The 24,134-nt window shown below is 67.7% G+C and carries 20 protein-coding genes; 5 read left to right on the forward strand and 15 right to left on the reverse strand.

The window, feature by feature from the left end; genetic code table 11:
- Positions 1 to 65: 65 nt before the first annotated feature.
- The 3 genes from mftD to ACWIYF_RS19365 form a co-directional block, all read right to left on the reverse strand.
- Positions 66 to 1,316 (reverse strand): pre-mycofactocin synthase MftD, encoded by a 1,251-nt coding sequence (mftD, locus tag ACWIYF_RS19355; protein WP_448624460.1) that lies wholly within the window; start codon positions 1,314 to 1,316, stop codon positions 66 to 68.
- Between the two features lie 212 nt (positions 1,317 to 1,528).
- A complete protein-coding gene (locus tag ACWIYF_RS19360) occupies positions 1,529 to 2,065 on the reverse strand; it encodes an NADPH-dependent FMN reductase (RefSeq protein WP_448624461.1) in 537 nt (178 codons plus the stop codon).
- A 145-nt stretch (positions 2,066 to 2,210) separates the two neighbouring features.
- Positions 2,211 to 2,408, reverse strand: coding sequence for a ferredoxin (locus tag ACWIYF_RS19365; protein WP_448624462.1), 198 nt, complete (start codon positions 2,406 to 2,408; stop codon positions 2,211 to 2,213).
- 669 nt (positions 2,409 to 3,077) lie between these two features.
- Between ACWIYF_RS19365 and ACWIYF_RS19370 the strand changes: the two genes are divergently transcribed.
- The 3 genes from ACWIYF_RS19370 to ACWIYF_RS19380 all read left to right on the forward strand — a co-directional run bounded on the left by ACWIYF_RS19370 (position 3,078) and on the right by ACWIYF_RS19380 (position 6,255).
- Positions 3,078 to 4,334 carry a cytochrome P450 gene (locus tag ACWIYF_RS19370; protein WP_448624463.1) on the forward strand — a complete coding sequence of 419 codons (1,257 nt, stop codon included), beginning with the start codon at positions 3,078 to 3,080 and terminating at the stop codon, positions 4,332 to 4,334.
- Positions 4,335 to 4,479: 145 nt separating this feature from the next.
- Positions 4,480 to 4,986 carry a cupin domain-containing protein gene (locus tag ACWIYF_RS19375; RefSeq protein WP_448624464.1) on the forward strand — a complete coding sequence of 169 codons (507 nt, stop codon included), beginning with the start codon at positions 4,480 to 4,482 and terminating at the stop codon, positions 4,984 to 4,986.
- Between the two features lie 408 nt (positions 4,987 to 5,394).
- Positions 5,395 to 6,255 (forward strand): hypothetical protein, encoded by an 861-nt coding sequence (locus ACWIYF_RS19380; RefSeq protein ID WP_448624465.1) that lies wholly within the window; start codon positions 5,395 to 5,397, stop codon positions 6,253 to 6,255.
- Positions 6,256 to 6,791: 536 nt separating this feature from the next.
- On the opposite strand, the gene ACWIYF_RS19385 is transcribed toward ACWIYF_RS19380, so the two are convergent.
- The 11 genes from ACWIYF_RS19385 to ACWIYF_RS19435 all read right to left on the reverse strand — a co-directional run bounded on the left by ACWIYF_RS19385 (position 6,792) and on the right by ACWIYF_RS19435 (position 19,708).
- A complete protein-coding gene (locus ACWIYF_RS19385; RefSeq protein WP_448624466.1) occupies positions 6,792 to 6,959 on the reverse strand; it encodes a hypothetical protein in 168 nt (55 codons plus the stop codon).
- 209 nt (positions 6,960 to 7,168) lie between these two features.
- On the reverse strand, positions 7,169 to 8,125 hold the full coding sequence (locus tag ACWIYF_RS19390) for an SDR family NAD(P)-dependent oxidoreductase (protein WP_448624467.1): 957 nt from the start codon (positions 8,123 to 8,125) through the stop codon (positions 7,169 to 7,171).
- A 107-nt stretch (positions 8,126 to 8,232) separates the two neighbouring features.
- Positions 8,233 to 9,153: a 2-hydroxyacid dehydrogenase gene (locus ACWIYF_RS19395; protein WP_448628770.1), complete on the reverse strand. Its 921-nt coding sequence runs from the start codon at positions 9,151 to 9,153 to the stop codon at positions 8,233 to 8,235.
- A 328-nt stretch (positions 9,154 to 9,481) separates the two neighbouring features.
- Positions 9,482 to 10,267 (reverse strand): SDR family NAD(P)-dependent oxidoreductase, encoded by a 786-nt coding sequence (locus ACWIYF_RS19400; RefSeq protein ID WP_448624468.1) that lies wholly within the window; start codon positions 10,265 to 10,267, stop codon positions 9,482 to 9,484.
- Between the two features lie 260 nt (positions 10,268 to 10,527).
- The gene (locus ACWIYF_RS19405) at positions 10,528 to 11,379 is read right to left on the reverse strand and encodes an isocitrate lyase/PEP mutase family protein (RefSeq protein ID WP_448624469.1); all 852 of its coding nucleotides are present in this window, start codon (positions 11,377 to 11,379) and stop codon (positions 10,528 to 10,530) included.
- A gap of 66 nt (positions 11,380 to 11,445) precedes the next feature.
- Positions 11,446 to 12,534, reverse strand: coding sequence for an LLM class flavin-dependent oxidoreductase (locus tag ACWIYF_RS19410; RefSeq protein WP_448624470.1), 1,089 nt, complete (start codon positions 12,532 to 12,534; stop codon positions 11,446 to 11,448).
- 247 nt (positions 12,535 to 12,781) lie between these two features.
- Positions 12,782 to 13,924 (reverse strand): sugar ABC transporter substrate-binding protein, encoded by a 1,143-nt coding sequence (locus ACWIYF_RS19415; protein WP_448624471.1) that lies wholly within the window; start codon positions 13,922 to 13,924, stop codon positions 12,782 to 12,784.
- A gap of 158 nt (positions 13,925 to 14,082) precedes the next feature.
- The gene (locus tag ACWIYF_RS19420; protein WP_448624472.1) at positions 14,083 to 15,177 is read right to left on the reverse strand and encodes an ABC transporter permease; all 1,095 of its coding nucleotides are present in this window, start codon (positions 15,175 to 15,177) and stop codon (positions 14,083 to 14,085) included.
- The gene (locus tag ACWIYF_RS19425) at positions 15,143 to 16,732 is read right to left on the reverse strand and encodes a sugar ABC transporter ATP-binding protein (RefSeq protein WP_448624473.1); all 1,590 of its coding nucleotides are present in this window, start codon (positions 16,730 to 16,732) and stop codon (positions 15,143 to 15,145) included. The genes ACWIYF_RS19420 and ACWIYF_RS19425 overlap by 35 nt, the downstream gene beginning before the upstream one ends.
- A gap of 1,125 nt (positions 16,733 to 17,857) precedes the next feature.
- Positions 17,858 to 18,373, reverse strand: coding sequence for a pyridoxamine 5'-phosphate oxidase family protein (locus tag ACWIYF_RS19430; protein ID WP_448624474.1), 516 nt, complete (start codon positions 18,371 to 18,373; stop codon positions 17,858 to 17,860).
- A gap of 195 nt (positions 18,374 to 18,568) precedes the next feature.
- Positions 18,569 to 19,708, reverse strand: coding sequence for an ABC transporter permease (locus tag ACWIYF_RS19435; protein WP_448624475.1), 1,140 nt, complete (start codon positions 19,706 to 19,708; stop codon positions 18,569 to 18,571).
- 640 nt (positions 19,709 to 20,348) lie between these two features.
- Here ACWIYF_RS19435 and ACWIYF_RS19440 point away from each other — a divergent pair.
- Positions 20,349 to 20,903 (forward strand): nuclear transport factor 2 family protein, encoded by a 555-nt coding sequence (locus ACWIYF_RS19440; RefSeq protein WP_448624476.1) that lies wholly within the window; start codon positions 20,349 to 20,351, stop codon positions 20,901 to 20,903.
- Positions 20,904 to 21,346: 443 nt separating this feature from the next.
- Positions 21,347 to 22,522: a flavin reductase family protein gene (locus tag ACWIYF_RS19445; protein WP_448624477.1), complete on the forward strand. Its 1,176-nt coding sequence runs from the start codon at positions 21,347 to 21,349 to the stop codon at positions 22,520 to 22,522.
- 717 nt (positions 22,523 to 23,239) lie between these two features.
- Here ACWIYF_RS19445 and ACWIYF_RS19450 read toward each other — a convergent pair.
- Complete coding sequence (locus tag ACWIYF_RS19450; RefSeq protein WP_448624478.1) at positions 23,240 to 24,058, reverse strand: FadR/GntR family transcriptional regulator; 819 nt, start codon at positions 24,056 to 24,058, stop codon at positions 23,240 to 23,242.
- Between the last annotated feature and the right edge of the window lie 76 nt (positions 24,059 to 24,134).

Genomic DNA, 24,134 nt, shown 5'->3' on the forward strand with positions numbered 1-24,134 from the left:
GCGACCCGACCGCCCGCAGCAAGACGTCCAGCCGGGACCACGGCGCTCAGCCGACCAGGAGCGGGTCAGGCCGATGCGGCCACCCCCGGCGTGACAGCCGGCACGTCGGAACCGGCACCGAGGACCTGGTGGAAGCCGTCGGGGACGACGACGTGCTCGGGCCGGAGGTCGCGCACCGAGGGGATGCCCATGCCGAGCAGCGCGGAGTCGATGCCCATCCGCATGATGTCCAGCACGTTCTCCACGCCGGCCTGCCCGTTGGCGGCCAGGCCCCACAGGTAGGCCCGGCCGATGAGCACCGCACGCGCGCCAAGGCAAAGGGCCTTCACGACGTCGGAGCCGCGCCGGATGCCGCCGTCCATGACCACCTCGATCTGGTCCCCTACCGCCTCGACGACGGGCCGGAGCATCCGGATCGCGGCCGGCGTGCCGTCCAGATTGTTGCCGCCGTGGTTGGACACCGAGATGGCGGTGACGCCGGCATCGACCGCCCGCCGGGCGTCGTCGACCCGCGACACGCCCTTGAGCATGAACGGCCCACCCCACTGCTCGCGCATCCACGCGACGTCGTCCCAGGTGGGCGGCGGGGTGTTCATCCACTCGTAGTAGGCGCCGAAGAAGCCCGGCGCCAGCTGGCCCGGCCGGGCCAGGTTGGGCGCGCTGAGGTCGGGCAGGCGCCCGCTGCGGGCGAAGGTCGCCAGCCAGCGGGGCTTGCGCGCGACCTCGGGTGCCATGCGGAGCATGGTGCGCAGGTCGACCTTCTCCGGGATCTCCGGGCTGCCCCAGTCCCGTCCGATGGAGAACGACCAGTCCAGCGTGGCGATGAGCCCGATGGCGCCGGCCGCCCTGGCCCGCTCCATCCGCTCGACCATGACGTCGCGGTCGCCGGTCCAGTACATCTGGAACAGCGTCCGCGGGTTCGCCCCGACGACCTCCTCCACCGGCTTGGAGGCGAAGTTGCTGAGTGCCATGAGCGTGCCGCGCGCGGCTGCCGCGCGGGCCACCGCGACCTCGCCGTCGGGGTGGACCGCCTGCACGCCGGTCGGCGAGATCACCACCGGCAGCGCGATCTCCTGCCCCATGAGCGTGGTGCCCAGTTCGCGCACCGGCGGATTGCCGGCCACGTGCGGGGACACACCCAGTTCGCGGAAGGCCGCTTCGTTGTCCGCCACCGTCTGGCCGCGCTCCGAGCCCGCCACCAGCGCGGCGTACACCGACGCGGGCAGTCGCTTGCGGGCGCGTCGTTGAGCTACGGCGACGGACTCGAACCAGGGGTTCTGCTTCCAGGGGTTGGTCAGCCAGGCGGGCTTGGACATGTCGCTCGTCTCGTGTCGGGGGTCAGATGGTGGGGGTGAATACGGCCAGCGGGTGCTGGGCGCACGCCGTCACCGGCGGCGCCGCCGGGGATCCGGCCAGCTTGTCTCGGCGGGACAGTTGCAGCAGCACCGGCGCTCCCCAGGAGACACCTCGATGGCACTCGAGGCCCGATGCGGCCGGAGCCCGCCGCCGTCGGATGCTGCCGTCCGGATCAGCCAGCGTCCTCGCGAGATCCGGCGGACAGATTCCTGAGAACGTGCTCCTGGTCCCGCACCCACGCATCCACGAGAGCCGGCGCATCGTCCATGGCAGGCGTCAGGAACGACATGCCCTTGGTCGGAACGGAGGCACCCAGCTCGACGAGGAGCGGTCGGAGCGTGAAGTCCACGCTCAGGCTGTGCGCCGGATCCGCCACGGTCATGAGCGGGACAGCAGTCACGCCGGTGAGACCGCCCGTCTGGTAGCGATCGAGGAACGCCTTCAACAGGCCGGTGTAACTCGCCTTGTACGTCGGCGACGCGACGATCAGGATGCTTGCCGACGCCACGTCGGTGGACAGCTGAGCAAGCTCGTCGTCGGGCCAGTGGAACAACCGGTCGGCGTGCTCGCACAGGTCCACGGTGCGGTCGTGCGAAGCCCCGGTCAGTTCCGCCACCCGGCCGGCCAGCAGCTCACCGACGGCCAACGTCCTCGATCGTGGCTTCGGATTGCCCACCAGCACGATGATCCGCGTGGGGGCCCCGCTCACGTCGCCTCCTCGAGTCCCCGTGTCGCCCGCAGCCCGCGGGGCGCACCCGTGCTCGAGGCTGGACCGCAGGGAGCCCAGCGACGAGTCCACCCTCTCACCATCGAACCGCCACCATTCGGACGCGGTGCGACGCCAGCCTCGTGGGTCACTCGTCGTACACGATGGCGAGTGCAGGGCAGCCACGTACCGCGTTCTTCAGCGCTTCCTGCTCGTCCGTGCCCTCCGGGCCGTCCTTGAGGGTGCTCACGACCCCGTCGTCGTCGAATCCGAACAGGCTCGGCGCAACCTCGACGCAGTTTGCTGTCTGGACGCAACGCTCCGGAAGGATCTCGTACTTGGCCATCTCTATCTCCGTTCTTCGGCTTGCGAGGGAGGTCAGCTCCACTCGGCCAACAGTTCTCATACGCCGTCACGATGCGTTTCGTGTCTGATCAAGCTGGACCTCGACCGGCCGAAGGCGGGAAACGCCGGAGAGCCGCTCCAGGGTGATGCACCTCCACTCTTGCCACGTCTGGCTCGAGGCGCTGACGGGCGCCAGGCCCGACGGCGAGATGCTCTCGGGCATTGGTGTCACGTCGAGACGATCCGGGTCAGGGCAGTTGGCTGGATCGCGAGTGGCGGCCATGACCGGAGCGAAGAGTCCCTCGCCGGCACACGTGCAGCCCTTGCCCCGTCCCCCAGCTCCCACCTGCGCGCGACCGGAGGACCCGCGTGACGGCGCGACCTCGAGGAGAGCGCCGGAGGGCACCAGCGCATCCGAGCAGAGAGAGCCCATGTGGGCGCACGGACGTCTGTCAGAGCCATGGGAACCCTCTCCAGGAACCGGCAGCCGAGCCGGACGGGCGGATGGACGTCGATGGGGATCTAGCGCAGGATCCTCATGACCAATATAGTGACCCACGCCGCTTGTGGTTCACAACACCAGGCCCGCACGCATCGACGAGCGTCCCCGGGTCCCCGGAGCAGCGACGCGTCGCCGGGGCAACCATCGAGAGACAGGGAACTGCACGACATGACCACTCACGACCTGGCGAAGTCCGCGAACGACTTCAAGATCTACGACCCGGAGACCCTGGCGGAGCCGAACCCGTTCTGGACCGTGCTCCGCGAAACCGCGCCGGTGCACCGGGTCGACGAGGGCTTCACGCTGGTCTCGCGGTACGACGACGTGCAGCAGGTGTTGCGGGACCCGGACACCTTTCGTAATGGCATCAGCGCGCACTTCGCGTCCGCGGGCTCGCCCCACCAGGACTCCCCTGCCGTGGCGGCGATCATGGCCGACGCCGCTCCCTACCGCGAGGTCCTCGCATTCGGCGACGGCGAGGCCCACGCGCGCCACCGGCGCATGGTGCGCAGCGGGTTCACCACACGACGGATTCGCCAGCTCGAGGACTTCATCTCGACGGTCGTCGACGAGTTGCTCGACGAGCTCGTGACCGGCGAGCCCGTGGACTTCATGAAGCAGTATTGCAAGCGCCTGCCGATCCTGCTGATCGGCGAGATCATGGGCGTCGAGAGGGAGCGTGAGCACGACGTCTACCGCTGGGCCACCTCCCTGATGGCCCGGGCCGCGGCGCCGCCGGAGACGGAGGACGACGCTCTGCGCGTCGCCAGGGACGTCGTGGAGTTCCACCAGTACGTGTACAAGGCGGTGGCCGAGCGCCGGGAGAACCCGCGGGACGACTTCCTGTCCGAGCTGGTCGCGAACTCCGAAGGCATCGAAGAGCACGAGCTGGTCCACATCTGCGCGCAGCTCATCCTCGCCGGGGCCGACACCACCATCGCCTGGCTGGGCAGCATCTTCAATCTGCTGCTCGAGCACCCCGACCAGCTGGCAGAGCTCTACGCGGACCGCTCGCTCATCCCCAACGCGATGGAGGAGGCTCTGCGACTGGAGTCGGTCATCAAGACCATCTACCGGGCCGTGAGTCGCGACACGGAGGTGGGCGGCCAGGCCATCCCGGCCAACACGCTCCTGATCCCGCTGCTGCCCTCGGCCGACCGGGACGAGTCCGTCTTCCCCGACGCGACGCGGTTCGACATCCACCGCCCCAATGTTCGTAAGCACATGGCCTTCGGCTTCGGCACCCACCTCTGCGCCGGCATCGAGCTCGCTCGCGCCGAGGCACGCATCACTCTCACGAAGGTCCTGGAGCGCACGAGTGCGATCTCCCGGGTCGAGGGCGAGCCGCTGCCGAAGTACGTGCCTGACTTCACCGTCCGGGTGATCGATCGGCTCCCGATCATCCTCCACCCCGCGGAGCGCTGAGCGTCTCCGGGCGACGACCTGGGGCGGTGATGCCGGCCACCGCCGAAATCACCGCCCCAGGCGCCGGCAGTTCACGGGCGAGGGCGACATCGCGCCTGCCTGCGCCACGGCGCACGCCTCACGCACCCGAGCCGATGGAGAGACGATGACATTCCCGAACCCGCAGGACTGGAACCTCGTTGTCGCGAAGCTGAACGACGCCGGCGAGCCGGACTTCTTCATCGGCGCGAAGCCCGAAGCGACACTCGACATGCCCGGCGTCGTGGCAGGCGCCTGGTACTGGCGCGTGGACGACGGGCATTCGCGAGAGAAGCCCGGCTCGGTGACGAAGGTCTTCGACATCGCGGGCCCGAACGGATCCACGTTCGGCGTGACGCGATTCGCCGCGAACTCAGCCGGGAAGCTGGACGTGGCCGAGGTCGGCATGGACGCGGACACCGGCCACGGCGGCGACGCAGCGATGCACGCGAGCGACACCATCGACTACGAGGTCGTGCTGTCCGGGAAGATCGACCTGGAGCTCCCCGGCGGGAAGGTCCACACCCTCGTCCCCGGCGACCTCCTCGTCATGGCGGGCGTCGCGCACGCCTGGAAGAACCCCTACGACGAGGACTGCCTCTTCCTCATGGTGACCATCGGCTACAACGTCTAGCTTCCGAGCGGGTGTGGCTTGCCTCGAGGCCCACACCCGCTCGGGATCTTCGTGCCCCTCGCCGATCGCCTGCACGACGCTCCATTGCCACGAGCGTGATCGTCTCTCATCTGTGGACCGGCTGGCAGCAGGCGCACATTCCGCAGCGATGAGGATCTGCCGGACCCGGGCTGCCGGCCCGCACCGACTCCGCGGCTGGTCCGCGTGCATGCTGCGGCCCCGATCGACGGCGGCTGGGAGTGGCAGTCACGGGTGTGTGCCGCCTGCTCGACCCGGTGCGAGCGGGAGCTCCCTGCTCGATCAGGGCGGCGCTATGTCTCGGCCTCCATCGACGCCGACGTCATCCAGGACATGGGTCCATGAGACGTCCGGTGCCGACCACACACCACTCCCACAAAGGACAGACCCATGACCGACTCTGAGAACTCGACACCCGGCGGGGCCGATCCCATGGCGGGGATCGTGGCGATGATGGCCGCCCGAGCGGCCGCCATCGACGAAGCCCTCAATGAGGCGCCGAAGAATCACCGGTTCCGGCACAACCCCCGGTTCGACTACCCGAAGCTGGTCGAGCCCCCGGCCTTCATGGGGGCGAAGGTGGTCGTGGCCAACTTCTCCGACTTCTACGTCTCGGACGCCGAGCACGTGCGCCGGCTCGATGTCGAGTGGGAGCGCGAGACACAGGGTCGCCGGACCGGCGTGCGCTGCCTGCGGGTCTTCGACGAGGACCGTCCCGGGCGTCATCTCAGCTTCAACATGTTCGCGACGGTCGAGGACTGGCTGAAGAACACCTTCCTGCCCTCCGGCCACGCGAACATGCTGCAGTACCACCCCTACGTGCGGAACTACGCCGCCACCCAGCTCTACTTCACCGACATCTGGGACAGCTTCGCCCCGCTGGACCCGAACGTCAGCTTCCTGCAGACGTTCGCGCTGGTCGTCGAGGTCGACATCGCCGACGTCGACGACATGGGCGCTTTCGACGAGGAATGGCGCGGGGCGGTGGAGGCGGGGCGCTTCGGCCAGCGCGTCCTGAAGGGCCGTCTCGCAGCCCCATGGGTCGGGCCCGGCCCGATGGCCGCCGAGCGGAACGACGACCGACCAGAGGAGAACCACCCGGGCGCCCACGTCTATCTCGGCCTGTTCGCCTCGCGCGGCGAAGCCGAGGACCAGAAGGCATGGGACTTCTTGGAGACCCTCAAGGCCAACCACGACTCGATCGTGGAGGCCATGGAGGTCGTGAACACCTGGGTGATCCAGGACGCGTGAGACTGGCTTCGGACCATCCGCCAGGGACGTCCACCGCCCTCGGCCGGGATGGCTGCCAGTTCCCGGTCGAGGCGGTGCCGTGGGCCCTCCGAATCGCTGAGCTTCCGGGCGTTGGGGCGACCAGGCTGTCGGCGACCCAGACCTGATCCGGGGCCGGCGCGGTGCAGTTGCCGTCGAGCAGGTCACCGGCCCGCCGCCCGTCCTTGCCTGGCAGCGTGGTGCGGACTTGGCCCGGCGCACTCCGTTCATGCCCAGGTCGCGCATCAGCCGGTCGACCGTGCAGTGCGCCACCGGCAGACCCTGGCGGCGCAGATGGGTCATCTTGCGCCGCCCGTGGAGCGATTCGGGCTGGCCGGCGGTGGCCCGCAGCGCGTCGATGAACAGCGCATCGCTGTGGGTGCGGGACCCCCGACCGCGGTCCGGTCCGCCAAGGGAGGTAGGTCCTCGCGGCGATCTGGCAGCCCTGCTCGCGCAACACCGCGCAGACCGACTCGACGCCAATCTCCGCTCGCGCATCGCGTCGATGAACGCGCAAATCAGCGATGGTGCGGGGCGAGTTCCCGCGCGAAGAAAATCGACGCCTGGCGCAAGACCTCGTTCGCCTCGCGCAGCCGCTTGTTCTCCGCCTTGAGCGCCCGAACCTTTTCAGACTCCGCGGTGCTCACCCCCGGCCGGGCGCCGGCATCGACCTGGGCCTGGTTCACCCCAGCGACGCAAGGCCTCCCGGGAGATGCCCAACTGCGCGCTGACGGCCTTGCAGGCCGCGGTCAGAGAGCCGTAGTCCTCGGCATGATCGAGAACCATCCGAACCGCCCGCTCCCGGAACTGGTGCAAGTAGTACCTCTTGGGCATGGCGCCATCCTCCTGGCTCACAAGGAGGCGGCATCAAACCGTGACGCTTTAATCGTCCCCATCACGAGTGGCCCTCATGAGTGTCATACACATAGTTGTAGGCCGGGTTCAGCTGTCCGATGCCATGAGGTTGAGTCTTGTGAGACCGCAGTAGTGCGGGTAGTTCCCGCGAGATGGCATCGACGTCCCAGTACGGCTCGTGCCACAAGACGTGCGCCGGGGATGCGACCTCCCACAGCGCAATCTTCGGACCGTCCACTCCGATGAATCGTCCGGTGACATCCGAAGCCTCGTCCGAGGCCAACCAGACGACCAGTCCCGCAGCCTCGCTCGGTGGGAAGACACCCAGGTCGCGGGGATCCTGAGGAACGTCCCGTCCTGCCGCGATCAAGGCCTCTCTCGCCCTGTTCACCAGGTCCGCTGCCCCTGGAGTGTCCACGCCCGCACGCACCGCATTGACAGTGATGCCGTGGTCTGCCAACTCCAGGGCCCAGCTGAACGTCGCGGCAAGAACCGCACCCTTGGCTGCAGCGGTGGCCGCCCCGTCCGCAATTCCGTAGACGCCGCTGCTCGCCGCCATGTTGATGATGCGACCACCGGTTCCCTGACGCCGGAAGACCCTGGCAGCAGCGCGGGCGCCGAAGAACACGGCGTCCACGGTCGCCGCGAACGTGGCGCGCCAGGCCTCATCGGTCTGGTCGACGACCGAAACGGGGACCAATGGGCCGGCCGCATTGTTGATCATGATATCCAGGCGGCCGAGCTGATCGGTCGTCGTGGCCACGAGTCGATCGACGTCCTCCCTGGTCGACACATCCGCGACCACTCCGATCGCTTCACCACCCGCCTGCGCGATTTCGGCCACCGCGACGTCGACCGTCGCTCGGTTGCGCCCGTTCACGCACACCGCCGCCCCCCGGCGGGCGAGCTCGTCAGCGACGCCTCTCCCCCAGCCGGCCGATGAGCCCGTGACGATCGCGACCTTTCCATCCAACCTGACCTGAGTGTTCTGCTCCATCGCCTTCCTCCGTGAGTCCTGACATCGTGCAAATGCGAATCCGCCCATAGGTGGTGATGGTTCCGAGCTCGCATCACCATGTGGCCGACGCACTCAGGAGAGACGCCCTAGGTGCGGAGGACGACGTTGACTGCCTCCTGACCTGCACGCAGGTGGCTGATCTGCGTGTGGACGAGGCGGGCCATCCGCGGAACCATGGCCGAGGACGCTCCACCGACGTGCGGTGTGACGAGCACGTTCGGCAGGTGGAGCAGGGGATGGTCGTCAGGCAGCGGTTCCGGCTCGGTGACGTCGAGGGCGAACCGCAGGCGTCCCCGCTCGGCGTGCCGCGCCAGGGCCGCAGTGTCGGCGACCCTGCCCCGCGCGACGTTGACCAGGAGCGCGTCGTCGGGCATCGCCGCGAGGAACGCCTCGTCGACGAGGCCGGTGGTGCTGTCGTTCAGCGGCACACAGACGATGACGATGTCTGCGTCCGGGAGCAGTCCGGGCAGGTCCGCAACGCCGTGCACCACACCCGTGTCCGTCTGGCGCCGGCGGCCGGCGACCCGGGTGAGCCGCACCTCGAACGGCGCCAGCCTGCTCTCAATGGCGCGTCCCACCCCGCCGTAGCCGATCAGCAGCACCGACCGGTCGGCCAGGGAAGGGTGCCAGCGGCGTGCCCGGTTCGGTCCCACGCGGACGATCTCGAGCAGCCCCCGCTGGGATGCGAGGACCAAGGCCAGGGCGAACTCGGCGGTGGACGCCTCGTGCACGGAACTCGCATTGGCGACCACGTGCCCGGGGGCCAGCGCCGCACCGAAGCCGTCGTAGCCGATCGTCTGTGTCTGGACCAGCCGTGGCCGGAGATCGTGCAGATGCGGCAGGCTCGCGAGCTCACGCTGGTACGGCAGCACGACGATGTCCGGGACTTCATCGCGATGCCAACCGCTCTGCATCTCCCAGACGACGACATCGACGTCAGGAGGGAGCGGGCCGAGCGCCTCTCGGAAGGCCTCGTCGGGAACGCTCAGAAGCAATGCGGACGGCATGGTGATCACTCCCTGGTGACCTGGCAGGCGCTCGGCCGTGTACCGAGCCGTGCGCACATCCCGGATCGCGGCAGCCAGGACGGCGGACGGTTGGCGCCCCCGACCCTCCGCGACGGTGTGCGGTGGCGACGTGAGTAGGGGCGGCGATCCTCTGCACCCACCTCCAGGCGCTTCCGACAAACGTCCCGCCCTAGCCCCGAGGACCAGCAGAGAAACGTCACAGCAGAAACGCCGGGCGCGTGCCATACGGCTTGCTCACCGTCACATCGGCGGGCCGTGACACGCGCCCGGCGCTCTGGAAGTCAGGCGCAACGCTGCCTGGACGACATCAGCGGCTGGGGCAGAGGCCTCCATCGACGCCGTAGATCTGCGACGTGATGAACTTGGCGGCGGGCGAGATCAGGAACTGGAACACGGGTGCCAGTTCGGTCTCGACGTCGCCGAAGTGCCCGAGCGGGATGTTGTTGCGAACCTGGCTCTCGAACGTCTTCCGATCCTCCGGGGTCATCTCTTCCATGAGCTCGACGTCGCGCTGGGTCTGCACAACCGGGTTCACGCAGTTAGCGCGGATGTTGTACTTCGCCCACTCGAACGCGATCGTCCTGGTGTAGCTGATGATCGCGCCCTTGGAGGCGGAGTACGAGGCGGTTCGGATCGGACCGTCCTTCAGTGCGCCGCCGGCGGCGACGTTGACGATGGACCCACCCTTCTCCTTGAGGTGCGGGAAGACGGCCTGGCAGAGCAGGCCGGTGCCCCTGGAATTGACCTGCAGCTGCCAGTCCCAGTCGGCCAGGGGGGTCTCCTCAGCAGCGGAGAGGAGCGGCCCTCCGTGACTGGTGATCATCGCATCCAGCCCGCCGAGCTCTCCGACGGCGTACTCGACGCCGGCGGTGATCTCATCGGGGTTCAGGATGTCCACGTGCCGGTAGGTGACCCGACCCGGCCCGGCCTCGGTCGCCTCCTTCGCAGTCTGCGACCCCTCCTCGTCCCTGACGTCGAAGGTGACGATCTGAGCGCCCTGTCGCGCCAGGTACCGAGCGGTACCTCCACCGATCCCGCGGGCACCGCCGGTGATCAGGACTCGCTTTCCCTCGATCGAGAAGAGCTCGTTCATCTCTTTACTGCCTCCTTCTGGACGACTGCGTCTCTGTCATGGTGTGTGAGCCCGCGCGGCGCGCGAGATAGAGCGTTCTCGTTCCTGCTCACCTGGGCGAGCACGAACCGTGGTGCCTCGTGGTGTGCGTCCACAGATCCCTGCCTGTGGAGGCACCCGCGAAGTTCTCGAGCGTTCCCTACGGCGACTCGCTGCTGGAGTCCTTCGGCGGTCGGTCGACGTCGACCTCAAGACGCTGCGAATCCGCAGCCGACCGCATCTCAGATCTGCGGGATGAGACCCATCTTGCGGGCCTTCGCCGCGTATTCGTCGATACCGAGGAACTGGTCGAACTCTTCGAAGGTCTTGTAGTCGTCGTCGATCTGCACCGTGGATTGGTCGGCTGCCAGGACCTCCAGCGCCCTTCTCATGCTCGACTCTGCAGCAAGGTAGGTCGTCGTGGCGTACAGCACGACGTCCGCACCCTGCGCACCCAGGTCTGCGGCGCTCCAGCCGGGTGCGTTCGTCATCACGATGGGCACCCGACTTTCCTCACTCAGTCGCTTGTTCTGGACCTCACCCGGCTTCTGGGCGCGGGCGAGGAACAGAGCATCCGCCCCTGCCTCCTGATAGGCGAGCAAACGGTCGATCGTGGCCTCTTCGCCTTCACCCACCAGCGCATCCGATCGAGCGATGATGAGGAAGTCGTCCGACGATCGCGCGTCCAGGGCCGCCTTGATCTTGTCCACCGCCTGCTCGACCGGGATGACCTGAGGAACCCCGATGTGCTTGCCGAACGTGTGGTCCTCGATGTGCGTCGCACTCGCGCCGGCTTGCTCCAGGACCTGAACCGTGCGGGCGACGTGGATTGCGTTGCCGAACCCACCTTCTCCGTCGACGATCAGCGGAACCTCGACGATCGGTGCGATACGACGGACCATGTCGGCCATGTCGTCGAGCCCCACGAAGCCGATGTCCGGCAGACCGTACTTCGCCGCGGTGACCGCGAAGCTGCCGATGTACGCGGCCTTGAAGTCCAGCGTTCGGACGAGACGGGCCGAGATCCCGTCGTAGGCAAGAGGAGCGATCAGTGGTGCGTTCTCACTGATCAGTGTCTTGAGGGAACGGACCATGGGTCGGAACTCCTTCAGTGGTGGGATTCCAGTGGATCGGACGGCGGGGTGGAGGGACCCGCACGATCAGCTGTCGAGGGGCTTCTCGGCGCGCAGTCCGGCCTCGGCCATCAACGGGAGCACGTCGGAGATGAACAGCTCGAGGCCTTGGGGGTACTCGTGGAAGGTCATGGTGGTGCCGTCCATGCCGACATCCGAGAGCTCCTGGAGCGTCTCGACGACCATCTCCGGAGTGCCGACCACGAGCTTGTTGCCGCCCGCCATCGCAATCGAGTTCCAGATGTCGGGGTTGGCCATCAGCGCGGCGTGCGTGCCGGCGTCGCCCCCCGCCATCAGGCCGACGAACTTGTCGACCGCCTCGGTGTCGACAGCCTCCATCCACGCATCGGCGAAGTCACGCGCCTCCTGCTCGGTGCGCTTGACGAGGACGTCGAGGTTGGACCAGATCGAGACCGGTTTGCCCAGCTTCTCCGCCTCCGCGCGGATCTTCGCGTTGTTGGTCTTGAGAACCTCCCAGTTGACCGTGTTCACGAAGATCATGTCCGCGTTGTTGAGTGCGAAGCTCAAACCCTCCGCGCTCTGGCCGGCGTTCATCACCAACGGCCGCGGCGACTGCACCGGCTTGGGGTTCGAGACAGCACCCTTGGCCTTGAAGAACTCGCCCTCGAAGTCGATCTCCTCGGTCTCCGTCCACAGCCGGTTGACCAGGGTGAACCACTCCTGCGACATCCGGTAGCGCGCTGCGCGGTCCCCCATCTCCATCCCGAACTGCTCGAACTCCGCGCCGAACCACCCGGGCACGATGTTCACACCCCACCGACCGCCGGAGATGTGGTCCAGGGTCGCGCCCATCTTGGCCACCATCACCGGGTGGTACAGCGGGACCGCACACGTGGTGAAGACCTGGATCCGCTCGGTGATCGCAGCCATGGCGCCTGCCCACGTCCACGTCTCGTAGGTGCGGTCCCAGTAACCGCTCTCGGTGTCGAACCCCTTCCACCGAGACGCTGATACCAGCGCCTCGATACCCGCCCGGTCCGCCATGATCGCGAGCCTCTTCTGCTCGTCCCAGTTCGCGATGGTGATCGAGCCGCCCAGCTTGCTGATGCCGGAGGACGTGCCGGAGAGGTTCGTCGAGAAGACCCCCAGCTTCATCTTGTTAGGACTGCTGAAGATCGGGGAGTCGGAAAGCTGGACTGTTCCGTCAGCGAACGGGGTGGACTCGGACAGTTCTCGCGCCATGGGGGTCATACCTTCTTCGGTGATAGGAGTTGTTGATGGCGGTCCCGTGCACCCGCTGTGGCGAGCCGTCCGGCGCCGGCTCGTAGGGAGCTGACGGTTGTCGGGGACGACGCCTCCGCGCCACGCCGTCCCTGCGCGCTGTGCCGGTCGAGTGGTGCTGTCAGGAGACCTGCCACAGTTCCTTGTACTTCTCCTGGAAGTCCGGCGGGTCCCATGTGGTCTCCCCCTTCGGCATGTCCTCGGTCGTCCAGAGCTGCATGTTGAGGGTTCCGTGCTCCTCCGGGAGCGGGTCCATCCCGACGCTCACCCGGGCGATCTGGTCGAAGAGCGCCCACGCGAAGCTCTCCCTCGGGGTCAGGATCGCAGCGTCGTAGTCCCCGCTCTCGACCAGTGCCACGGAGGCCTCATCAGGGAGGGAGAGGTAGATCTGGACGTCGTCCAGACCGGCGGCCGCCAGTGCCTGGGGCAGCCCGCGGGCCAGGTCGGGGAAGGCCGCGATCACGTACTTGACGTCGGGGTGCTGGCGGATGGCCGCGACGATGTTGGACGCGATGTCCCCACCGAGATCCGCAGCGGAGATGCCCAGGGTCTCGAGGGTGCACTGGGGGCACTCGTCGGCGATCCGTTCCGCCAGCGCGTCATCGATGGGTGCCAGGGTGGGGAAGTCCGGCGCGTTCACGTGCAGGACGGTTCCGGTGCCCCCACTGTCGACGATCACCTGGTCCGCCATAGCGAGGTTCCCCAGCACCGTGTTCTCGCCCATGGTGTTGCCGTAGAGGCCGTTCGCCTCACCCTCCGGCTCGCCGACCCCGGCCGCCAGGAAGACAGGGATGCCTGCCTCCTTGGCCGCCTCCAGGCTCGGTCCTATGGCTTGGAGCGAGGATCCCTGGACGACGATGTAGTCCACGTCCTCGCTCACCGCGCGGAGCACGCCGTTGGAGATCGCCTGCGGGTCGGTCCCCTCGACGGCATAGATGTCGACGTCCCACCCCAGGGCCTCCCCCGGGTCCGCGTAATTGCGTGCGAAGTCCTCGGCCGCCGGGTTGTTGTAGCGGACGATGGCGACGCGTTGCCCCTCCTCAGGCTTCTGCGTGAGGGGGACGTCCACCTCGATGTCGTCGGCCGGAGTCAGATACGGGTCGAGACGCTCCTGCGCCGCCGCGACGGCCGCGTCGTCGGTCTCCCCCGACGAACCGCCGCTGCCACCGGCGTCGTCGCTCCCGCACGCCGCGAGAAGGGACAGCAGAACCGCGGACGAGACGGCGACGATTCCTCGCGCTCCGCGGTTGGTTGAGCCGAACAAAGCTGTGCCTCCTGGACGAAATAGATGAGGAAGACCGCGAAACGGGTTGGACCGCCTCGAGACAAGGAGTGGTACGTCGTCGTCGGTTAGAACAGCACCCCACCGTCGACGAGGAACCCCGGCCCTGTCATGGAGAACGTCTCGTTCGAGATGCCTGGTCATCGGCTGACAGCCTGGGGGTTTTTGCCGGTGGTGGTCGGGTTGTCGGCCGCCAGGACCGATGGCTGCGGGCCGGCGGGGTCGGTGGGTTCGACCTGCGTGGTGGTGCGGGCGTTCTGTCGGCGGCTGAACATCACCGCGGCCACGAGGGCGATGCCGTTGAACAGCGGCGTGATCCAGAATCCCGAGCCCGACGAGGACAGCTGCAGCCCCTGCACGCCCAAGGCCAGGGTGAAGATCGCCAGCAGCGTGCCCCAGACGTTGGGCCGCAGGTTGAACTGGGTGGCGCCGAGGAAGACCGCGGCGTAGGCGGGGAAGAGGAACGGCATGCCGATGGAGTTGGTGAACGTCCCCACCTGAGCGATGAACACGACCCCGGCGAGGCCGGCGATCGCCCCGCCCGCGACGAACGAGCCGATGACGACCCGCTCGGTGCGCACACCCGACAGGCGCGCGGCCTCGCGGTTGAACCCCGAGGCGTAGAGGTGCCGACCGACCTTGGTCCACTGCAGGACGTACCACACCAGCAGAGCCAGGGCCACGGTCACGAACAGGCCGTTGGGAACCCCGAAGGTGCGCCCCTGGCCCAGGTCCATGAAGCTCTGCGGGAGCGAGGCCAGCACCTGTTCGTTGTTGGAGATCTTGAGCGCGATCGCCGCCAGGATCTGACTGGTGCCCAGGGTCGCGATGAAGGAGTTGATCCCCAGCCGGCCGACCAGGAGCCCGTTGACCAGGCCGACGAACGCCGACACCAGGACGGCGATCAGACACATCGTCCACACTCCGAGGCCGGGATGGTTGTTGCTCATCCAGGCCATGAGGATCACCGACAGCGCAAGATTGGTCCCCAGGCTGATGTCGAACTCGCCGGCGACGAACGGCAGCAGCGCGGCCAACGCGAGGATGCCGACGACCGCCTGACTGCGGGCGACGCTCTGGAAGGTGATCTCCGAGAGAAACAGATCAGGAATCGTGATGCTGAAGATCACGATGATCAGGACCAGCAGATACAACACGCTGACCCGCCTGGGGCTCAGCGCGCCCAGAACACCCGACACGTTACGCATGGGAGATCTCGCCTTCCGGGAACGCACCGGCGGCGGCCCCGTTCGCTGGTCCTGCCTCCGTCGGCCGCAACTGCTCCTCTTCGATGCGTTCGACGGTCAGGTCAGGACCGGTCAGCTCTGCACCCAGACGCCCTCGGCGGAACACCAGGACCCGGGTGGACACCTGGACCAGTTCCTCGACATCGGAGGAGCAGACGATCACGGCCGCTCCCCCGGTCGCCGCGCCGACGACCAGGTCGTGGATGGTGGCCTTGGCACCGACGTCCACCCCTTGGGTGGGTTCGTCCAGCACCAGCACCTTGGGGTCGGTCCGAAGGAGCCGACCCAGGACCACCTTCTGCTGGTTGCCACCGGAGAACTGGTCGATGACGCGCTCGGACATCGGCGGTCGGACGTCCAGTGTCTTCATCCACTTCTGCGCGTCCTTGCGCTCCAGACGCCGGCTGAGACGACCACGCCGCGAGATCGACCGGATGTGGGCGATGGTGAGGTTCTCGCGGAGGGTCGCGGTGCTGAGCAGGGCATCGCGACGCCGTTCGGCCGGCGCAAACGCCAGGCCTCGCGCCAGAGAAGCGGCCGGGTCTCCCGGCCGGATGGACCGCCCGTCGATCGCGACAGTGCCCGACAAGTGCAACTGCCCGGCGATCGCGCCGGCGATGCTCTCGCGACCCGAACCCGTCAGGCCGGCGATGCCCAACACCTCGCCGGGCAGCACGTCGAGGTCCACGCCATGCAGGCCTGCGCCGTGGACATTCCGGACGGTGAGCCGCGGGGCGAGGCCGGAGTTGCTCTTCGCCGTCGGCGCGTCCGACTGGGCGCGAGGCGTCAGGGCGCGGCCGAGCATCAGCTCGACGAGTCGGTCATGGGACAGATCGTGAGAAGAGACCGTCGTGACCTTGCGGCCATCTCGGAGGATGGTGACCGTCTCAGCCAGTTCCATCACCTCGTCCAAGTGATGACTGATGAACAGCACCGAGCCGCCCGTCTGGGTCAACCGCCGCAGCGCGTCGAAGAGCAACTGGGCATCAGGACCGGGCAGGGAGGCGGTCGGCTCGTCGAGGATCAGCAGCGCCGGCGGCGTCTCGCCATGCAGCGCTCGCACGATGGCGACCACCGTGCGCTGCGCCGCCGACAACGAACCGACCAGGGCCCGCGGGTCGATGTCGTAACCGAAGTCCTTCAGAGCCCGGCCTGCGCGGGACCGCTCATCACCCTTGGAGATCGGGTTCACCCAACCCCGGTGCGACGCCATGAAGAAGTTCTCCGCCACGCTCAGGTCCTCGATCAGACCCAGGTCCTGGTGGACGAACCGCAGACCGGCATCGTTGGCAGCCGCCGCAGACCCCAACTCGAACGGCTCACCGGCAACCGTCGCCTCACTACCGGCGTCCGGGCCGTGGTAGCCGCCGAGCAGCTTCACCAGCGTGGACTTTCCACACCCGTTCTGACCCACAACCGCGTGGATCTCACCCCTGCGGATCTCCAGATCGACCGAGTCCAGAGCACGCTGAGCACCGAACGACTTCGAGACCCCCCGCAGCCACAGGACAATCTCGCGATCAGAACTCGCGACAGCAGTCATCGGCCTCGTCCTTCGAAGGTGGCGGGGTCAGGGTTTCGGCGCACTCGCCCCACCACACGCACGTGGTGGGCGTCACTCCTGTCTGCGGAGTCTGGCACCCGGCCACGCGCCCCGTCAACGGTTCCTCATGACAATTGGCGCAGCGTTTCGAGACGAGCGCCGATGGCGGAAGCGGCGGTCTGTCTCGTGCGACCAGGCAACCCTCGTGGAGGAGCGACCGCGACCCAATGCGTCGCCCCACTCGGCGAAGCGGCCGGTCAGCAGCCAGCGGTGATCTCGACAGGCAGCGGAAGGACGCTGGTCGGGAGTTGAACGGGCGGCCGCCGGGACGGCCTACGTGCTGGCCATCCGGCACCCGGGACGCCCCTGTGTTGACGGCCGGAGGGACGCCGTTCCAGCCACGGGGAGGGGACGGGGCGCGGGTCCGGCCACCCGGTTCGGCGGACCGGCGCGGGCGCTTACCGGACCGCCCCACGGTCGACCCAGCGCGATGCGGTGGAGGTCGCCGCGGCCGGCTCGGGGACCAGGCCCGGCCAACCGGCGGCACCCTCGCCCCCGGTCACTGGTGCAGGTGAAGGCCACCTGGTGCGCCAGGACACCACCGAGTAAATCGGCGGCGCAGGGCGTCATGGAGCAGCTGGGCGGGCTACTGGTCGGCTGACTGGCCGAGGCTGCGGACACCGGCACCCAGGCCGACCCAGGGCCAGCGACGCCGTCGACAGGCGGGGACATAGGTCGTGGGCCAGCTCACCGTCGGTGAGGCCGCGACGGAGCAGCAGTCAGATCGTCCCGGCTCCGGTACTGGCCGGATCGACGCCCGGACCCAGCCATGGTCGGACGGACTTCCAGCCTCCTGCTGAGAGCTGCACTCCCTGCATCCGGCCTACCTGCCGTTCGCGATCGTGTGCCGGGAGCTGGGACCGGCCGTACCGGCCGGCCCCGCGATGCAGGGAGGTCGGCGCGGCGCTCGGCGGAGGACCTCCGGAGCTCGTGGACTGGGTACCTTCGACAGTTCCACGCCACGCCCCCGAGGTCCTTCCCCGGACAAGGTCAGCCAGATCGTGGCCCTGCCGCTGTCGGCCCCGACCAGAGGCCGTGCAGGTCAGGGCCTCGGTCGTCGGAGCCCTAGTCGAGCGCGTTCACGATGTACTGCTTGGCGTAGGGCAGCCCGAGACGCTCGTCCCCCTCCTCGGGGAGGGCGTTGCGCCACGTCCTCAGGCGGGTCGTCGGAGCATCGAGGTCGATCTGGAGCCAGGGCCGTTCGACCCCTGCCTCGAACTGCGCGTTGATGTACTTCTCGATGTATTCCGCTTCGTGCGTCTTGGACAGCATCCGGCGGTGCAGATGCACCCACTTGTCCTCCTCGCCGGGCTCGAAGACGACCTCGGCACGACCCTGGACGATGACGCGACGCATGGGCTCCGCCGTCTCGTCGATGGCGATCGCGACGCGGCCGTCTCGGCGGACGTTCTTCTGCGGTGCGGAGTTGGGCCGCAGCGTGAACTTGATCTTCCCCTCGTCGAACAGGAAGACGATCGGGATGACTCGCGGGTAGCCGTCCTCGTCCACGGTCGCGATCCGGGCGTAGAAGCCCGGAGCGGTCATGAACTCCTCGAACTCCTGCTGGGTCAATTTCGGCATCTGAGTTCCTTTACATCAGGCGCCAGAAGTCCGGTCAGAACTGTCGACACCGAAGATCGCGGTGCGGCAGTGCCGTGTAAACCGTCGTTCCGACAGTGAGTTGTGGGTTGTACGTAGGGCGATCATTCGCAGTGCCCGGCGTCGGAGATATCGGCGTTCTACCCGAATGCCTCCTCCTGTGCCGCGAGGAATTGCCTACGGGCCGACGGCCTGTGGGTCTTTGCCGGTGGTGGTCGGGTTGTCGGCCGCCAGGACCGATGGCTGCGGGCCGGCGGGGTCGGTGGGTTCGACCTGCGTGGTGGTGCGGGCGTTCTGTCGGCGGCTGAACATCACCGCGGCCACGAGGGCGATGCCGTTGAACAGCGGCGTGATCCAGAATCCCGAGCCCGACGAGGACAGCTGCAGCCCCTGCACGCCCAAGGCCAGGGTGAAGATCGCCAGCAGCGTGCCCCAGACGTTGGGCCGCAGGTTGAACTGGGTGGCGCCGAGGAAGACCGCGGCGTAGGCGGGGAAGAGGAACGGCATGCCGATGGAGTTGGTGAACGTCCCCACCTGAGCGATGAACACGACCCCGGCGAGGCCGGCGATCGCCCCGCCCGCGACGAACGAGCCGATGACGACCCGCTCGGTGCGCACACCCGACAGGCGCGCGGCCTCGCGGTTGAACCCCGAGGCGTAGAGGTGCCGACCGACCTTGGTCCACTGCAGGACGTACCACACCAGCAGAGCCAGGGCCACGGTCACGAACAGGCCGTTGGGAACCCCGAAGGTGCGCCCCTGGCCCAGGTCCATGAAGCTCTGCGGGAGCGAGGCCAGCACCTGTTCGTTGTTGGAGATCTTGAGCGCGATCGCCGCCAGGATCTGACTGGTGCCCAGGGTCGCGATGAAGGAGTTGATCCCCAGCCGGCCGACCAGGAGCCCGTTGACCAGGCCGACGAACGCCGACACCAGGACGGCGATCAGACACATCGTCCACACTCCGAGGCCGGGATGGTTGTTGCTCATCCAGGCCATGAGGATCACCGACAGCGCAAGATTGGTCCCCAGGCTGATGTCGAACTCGCCGGCGACGAACGGCAGCAGCGCGGCCAACGCGAGGATGCCGACGACCGCCTGACTGCGGGCGACGCTCTGGAAGGTGATCTCCGAGAGAAACAGATCAGGAATCGTGATGCTGAAGATCACGATGATCAGGACCAGCAGATACAACACGCTGACCCGCCTGGGGCTCAGCGCGCCCAGAACACCCGACACGTTACGCATGGGAGATCTCGCCTTCCGGGAACGCACCGGCGGCGGCGTTTGGTCGCGCTCGGGACTCGCGGTCGCAGTCATCGGCCTCGTCCTTCGAAGGTGGCGGGGTCAGGATCTCGGCGTACTCGCCCACCTCGCGCACGTGGCGCGGGTCACTCCTACCGCGGTGAGTCTGACACCCGTCCACACGCCCGGTCAACGGTTCCTCATGACCAATTGACACCCGGAGGTGGCCCTTCCATCAGGACCTCGTTGCTTCGCCCCGCGAGACGTCAGATGCGCCGGGTCCTCGCGACTCGAGCCGCTACCTCCGCGCTACTGCGGTCGCTGCCGGCAAAGCTGGTGGTGGTGCGGATCACCCAGCCAGCGAGCCACACCAGAGACGGGGAGGTCCGCCGCTGTTGCCGTGACAGCCGGCACATGCCGGACCGCCTCGGCCGATCGCGTGGTCGCCCAACCCCGGGGAAGCCGGGACGTGCGCCGCGGCGTCGCCCACCGCCTGCACCGTGAGCCCGAGATGCTCTACCGCACACGCGGTCGAAGTGCCCGATCGTCCCGGCTGGTCCGCGTCGGGAGTTCGCGTCGCTCAGCGTCGTCACCCTCCCGAGCGCAGATCACGCTCACCCTCGGCTGTGCAGGCGCGCAACTGGCGGTCCTCCACAACGCATCCGGCTCAGCGGCGGTGGGCGGCACTAGCCGCCGGCCTGCCCGAGGGTTCATGATGAGGAATGTGACGAATGAATCCGCTCCTCTGACGGCGGCAGAACTGGGTCAGCTGCGTGCGCTCCTCGAGCGCGACGCAATCCGGCGAGTGGTCGAGGGCTACGCCCGCGGCATGGACCGTTGCGAGGAGTCGAACGCGCGCGCGGCGTACTGGGAAGACGGGCACGACGACCACGGCGGATTCAAGGGCAATGCCCAGGAGTTCGTGACCTGGGGCCTGGCCGGCGCCAAGGAGACCTCTGGCCACCAGCACGTGCTCGGGCAGTCCAACATCGCCGTCGACGGTGACCGGGCATCCGCCGAGACCTACTTCGTGTACTACGCCGAGCTAGGGCGCGCACCTCTCCCCAACGTGGTCAACGCGCTCGCCGGCCGCTACGTCGACTCGCTCGAACGACGGGGTGGCCAGTGGAAGATCTCCGATCGGGTCGTCGTCATCGACTGGAGCACCGTGTGGCGCTCGGATGAGCGGTTCCCCGGGGTGGACGCCTTCGTCCGCGGCGACTGGTATCCGGACGACCGGATTTTCAAGAAGCCGCATTCCCTGTCCTGAGGGACTGGATCTGAGGGACTGGATCGACATAAGATCGCCGGCATCCGCCGAGCCGCTGACCGCGGGCATGGTCCGGTGTGCGCGACCAGCACTCCCCCGCGAGAACTCGAGCATCGAGCGGTAGCCGGAGCCTCCGAACCGGCGTCGCGCACGGCCCGCCCATCGATCGGCGGGCCTCTCCTCCGAATGTCGCCCCGGCGCGACTCCCTGGCGCGTGGCACGTCGACCTGTCCCGGGCGCCGCAGATGAGCTTCAATGCGGTCGGGCTCCTGGCGGTGCGGGAACCGGTCCGGTGGTGACCGGCTGCCGGAGCCCCACGGTCGAGGAGATCGACGCGGCTGAACTCCTGGACCGGCGTCGATGCTAGTTGTTCGCGGTGTCGCGCATGTAGAGATCCACGCATTGCTCGGCGAACTCTTCATTACACAACGGTAGGAGCTGACATGGACGTCGACACGGCCTTCGACGACAAGCGCTTTCGCGAGGTCCTGGGTCACCTCCCCACGGGCGTGGTGGTCATCACGGCGATGAGGCCGGACGGCCGACCCGCGGGAATGGTCGTCGGGTCGTTCACGTCGGTCTCCCTGGACCCGCCTCTCGTCGCCTTCCTGCCCGCCCGCACGTCCTCGTCCTTCAAAGCCCTTCGTGAGGCACGCACCTTCTGCGTCAACATCCTGTCGGCGAAGCAGGAGCCGATCTGCCGTCAGTTCGCTGTCAGTGGCGATGACAAGTTCGCCGGTGTCGACTGGTCTCCGGCGCCCTCGGGCGCTCCCGTCATCGACGGAGTAGTCGCCTGGATCGACTGCGAGTTCGAGCGCATCGACGAGGCCGGTGATCATTACATAGTGCTCGGGCGCGTCAAGCACCTGGACACCGGAGTGCCGACCATTCCACTTCTCTTCTTCCAAGGCGGATATGGCGGATTCGCCACGACGTCCCTCGTGATGGGCGCGAGCGCTGACATGCTGCACAGCTTGTCGATCGCTGACCGAGCACGCGCGGAGATCGAGGCCTTGGCTGCTGACGTGGGTTTCGAGTGTTATGCGCAGGTGTTGAAGGGTGACCAGATCGTGGTGGTCGCGTCAGTGTTCCCGCCCCTGGACGCGGTTCCACCTTGGCGCATAGGAATGAGCTTCCCTGTGGTGCCGCCCTGGGGCGAGGCGTTCATGGCATGGCTCCCTGGGCACGAGCAGGCCGAGTGGATGGAAAGGATCAGGACGCCTGCTGAAGATCGCCAGCGCATCCTCGACGAGATGACGAACATCCGGAGCACGGGATGGTCGATGACCGTGTGGCGATCCATGGCAGACATCGACGAGATTTCCAAGATCATCGCGGAGCATGGAAACACTCCCGCCACGGAGCGTCGAATCGCTCAACACATGACCCGAGCCGGCTCGGTCGCAGCGATCAGGTCGCAGCAGGATGTCGCCCGGTTGGACGACTATCCGATCGAGTCCATCGCGTCCATCAGCGCACCCGTATTCGGCCCCGACGGTGAGCTGGCGCTCATGGTGAACATCCACAACATGGCGCTCACCACTCCCAAGCCGGAGGTCCAGCGATGCATCCAGCGACTCCTCGAGGCGACTGCACGCATCACCGCGCGCCTCGCCTAGCTGCGTTGCCGGACCAACCCTCGGCGTTGTACAGCATGCCGATGGCAGTCTCGCCGCTCGCGGATCTCCGAATGGGCCGCGTGGTTGCGGATCGTCGGGTCGGGTCGCTCGACGAGCGTGGCCTGCCCGACCCGAGACGGCGCGCATGAGCGCCAACCGGTGGAGTGCGTTCCTTTCGCGCCATGGCGCTGGGGCGGCCTCGATGAGTGTGCGGTCGTGGCCGGGCGAACCGACGAGGTTGGCGGTGACACCCAGGGCTTGCAGCAGCGCCCATGGTCCTGATCGTGCGGCTGACGAGTGCTCGCGAACAGGTCCGCTGGGATGCCCGGTTAGGGTGACTCCTCGCCTGTGAGGTCGCGGCCTCGCTGGAAGGACCGGCGTCGTGGCCGAGCCGCTCCCGGAGGATTTCCGACGTGACATGATCGCGGTGGCCTGCGAGGCCGTTCCGTCGATCGCACGGTCGCGCGGAGCTTCGTGGTCGCTGGTGCTCATCTCCGCTCAGCAGCGAGCGCGGTCCCGCCCGCTCTCGACCCGAGCACGAGCGCCGTCGAGCGCAGCCGCCCGAAGACATTGATCACGCGCGAGGGCGGCGCGTCACCGAGCACCTCGACGAGGCAGCTGGTTCTCTTGTAGTCGCGCTCAAGCGCCCCTCATCCTCGGTTCAGTCCGAGGGTTCCTCCGTCCTGACCTTCTCGTGCAGCGTCGTTGCAGTCGCGGTCACAGCCAGCCGACCGGTCCCTCGAGCAGGGCGCCCAGCTCGCCCCGGTTGATCGAGATGACCTCCGAGAGGTGCTCGTCCATGAGTGTCGAGGCAACCTCGCCGTCGCCGTCGACGATGGCCTGAGCCAGCTTGAGGTGGTCCTCGACCAATTGCTTGTGGAGCTTGCGGACGTCCCCGAAGGTGGAGAGGTGGTGGGCGACCAGCTGGCCGTAGGCGCGGAACGTGAGCTGGAAGACCCGGTTGCCGGCCAGCCCGGACACCGCACCGTGGAAACCCTCATGGCCGGTCACGTAGACGTCGAGGTCGACGTGCTCGTCCGCCTCGACGTCACCGGACAGATACGGGGCCATCACCTGCTCGCGCAGCGCAGCGTCGGGATTCATCGCGGCCATCCGGGCGAGCGTCGACTCCGCGAACACCCACGCCTCGAACAGCTCGTCATACGTCGCCCCCGCGAGGTGGAAGAACAGCGCCTCCATCCTGCCCAGATTGGCGGAGTCGACGGTGCCGACCACCGGGCCGCCGCCGGGGCCACGACGGATGCTGATCATCCCCTGGACCTCCAGGAGTCGCAGCCCCTCGCGCAGGGACTCGCGGCTGACGCCGTACTGCTGGAGCATCTGGGCTTCCGAGGGCAAGCTGTCCCCAGGCTGGAGCTGGGCGGCGGTGATGCTGCGCACGACGTCCCGAGCCACGACCTCCGCGGCCTTGAGCGGCCGGAGAACCGAACCTCCGGCGGCAATGGGGATGCCTTTCGCCGGAGTCGCCGACTCCGGGGTCTGCGCCTCGGTCTGCTTCTTCCTCGCCACGTGCACCCTTACTCTTCCGTGATGGGCCTGGAAAGGCCCGCTTCGTAAGGCGGCCACCCAGTTCTCAGGCCGCCATTTCTTT

The sequence above is a fragment of the Geodermatophilus sp. URMC 64 genome, from assembly GCF_053502555.1.

What these genes read in the sequence shown, in the direction of transcription:
- mftD (WP_448624460.1), bottom strand. Translation starts at nt 1,316, where the DNA reads ATGTCCAAGCCCGCCTGGCTGACCAACCCCTGGAAGCAGAACCCCTGG.
- ACWIYF_RS19365 (WP_448624462.1), bottom strand. Translation starts at nt 2,408, where the DNA reads ATGGCCAAGTACGAGATCCTTCCGGAGCGTTGCGTCCAGACAGCAAAC.
- ACWIYF_RS19370 (WP_448624463.1), top strand. Translation starts at nt 3,078, where the DNA reads ATGACCACTCACGACCTGGCGAAGTCCGCGAACGACTTCAAGATCTAC.
- ACWIYF_RS19375 (WP_448624464.1), top strand. Translation starts at nt 4,480, where the DNA reads ATGACATTCCCGAACCCGCAGGACTGGAACCTCGTTGTCGCGAAGCTG.
- ACWIYF_RS19380 (WP_448624465.1), top strand. Translation starts at nt 5,395, where the DNA reads ATGACCGACTCTGAGAACTCGACACCCGGCGGGGCCGATCCCATGGCG.
- ACWIYF_RS19390 (WP_448624467.1), bottom strand. Translation starts at nt 8,125, where the DNA reads ATGGAGCAGAACACTCAGGTCAGGTTGGATGGAAAGGTCGCGATCGTC.
- ACWIYF_RS19395 (WP_448628770.1), bottom strand. Translation starts at nt 9,153, where the DNA reads ATGCCGTCCGCATTGCTTCTGAGCGTTCCCGACGAGGCCTTCCGAGAG.
- ACWIYF_RS19400 (WP_448624468.1), bottom strand. Translation starts at nt 10,267, where the DNA reads ATGAACGAGCTCTTCTCGATCGAGGGAAAGCGAGTCCTGATCACCGGC.
- ACWIYF_RS19405 (WP_448624469.1), bottom strand. Translation starts at nt 11,379, where the DNA reads ATGGTCCGTTCCCTCAAGACACTGATCAGTGAGAACGCACCACTGATC.
- ACWIYF_RS19410 (WP_448624470.1), bottom strand. Translation starts at nt 12,534, where the DNA reads ATGAAGCTGGGGGTCTTCTCGACGAACCTCTCCGGCACGTCCTCCGGC.
- ACWIYF_RS19425 (WP_448624473.1), bottom strand. Translation starts at nt 16,732, where the DNA reads ATGACTGCTGTCGCGAGTTCTGATCGCGAGATTGTCCTGTGGCTGCGG.
- ACWIYF_RS19430 (WP_448624474.1), bottom strand. Translation starts at nt 18,373, where the DNA reads ATGCCGAAATTGACCCAGCAGGAGTTCGAGGAGTTCATGACCGCTCCG.
- ACWIYF_RS19435 (WP_448624475.1), bottom strand. Translation starts at nt 19,708, where the DNA reads ATGACTGCGACCGCGAGTCCCGAGCGCGACCAAACGCCGCCGCCGGTG.
- ACWIYF_RS19440 (WP_448624476.1), top strand. Translation starts at nt 20,349, where the DNA reads ATGAGGAATGTGACGAATGAATCCGCTCCTCTGACGGCGGCAGAACTG.
- ACWIYF_RS19445 (WP_448624477.1), top strand. Translation starts at nt 21,347, where the DNA reads ATGGACGTCGACACGGCCTTCGACGACAAGCGCTTTCGCGAGGTCCTG.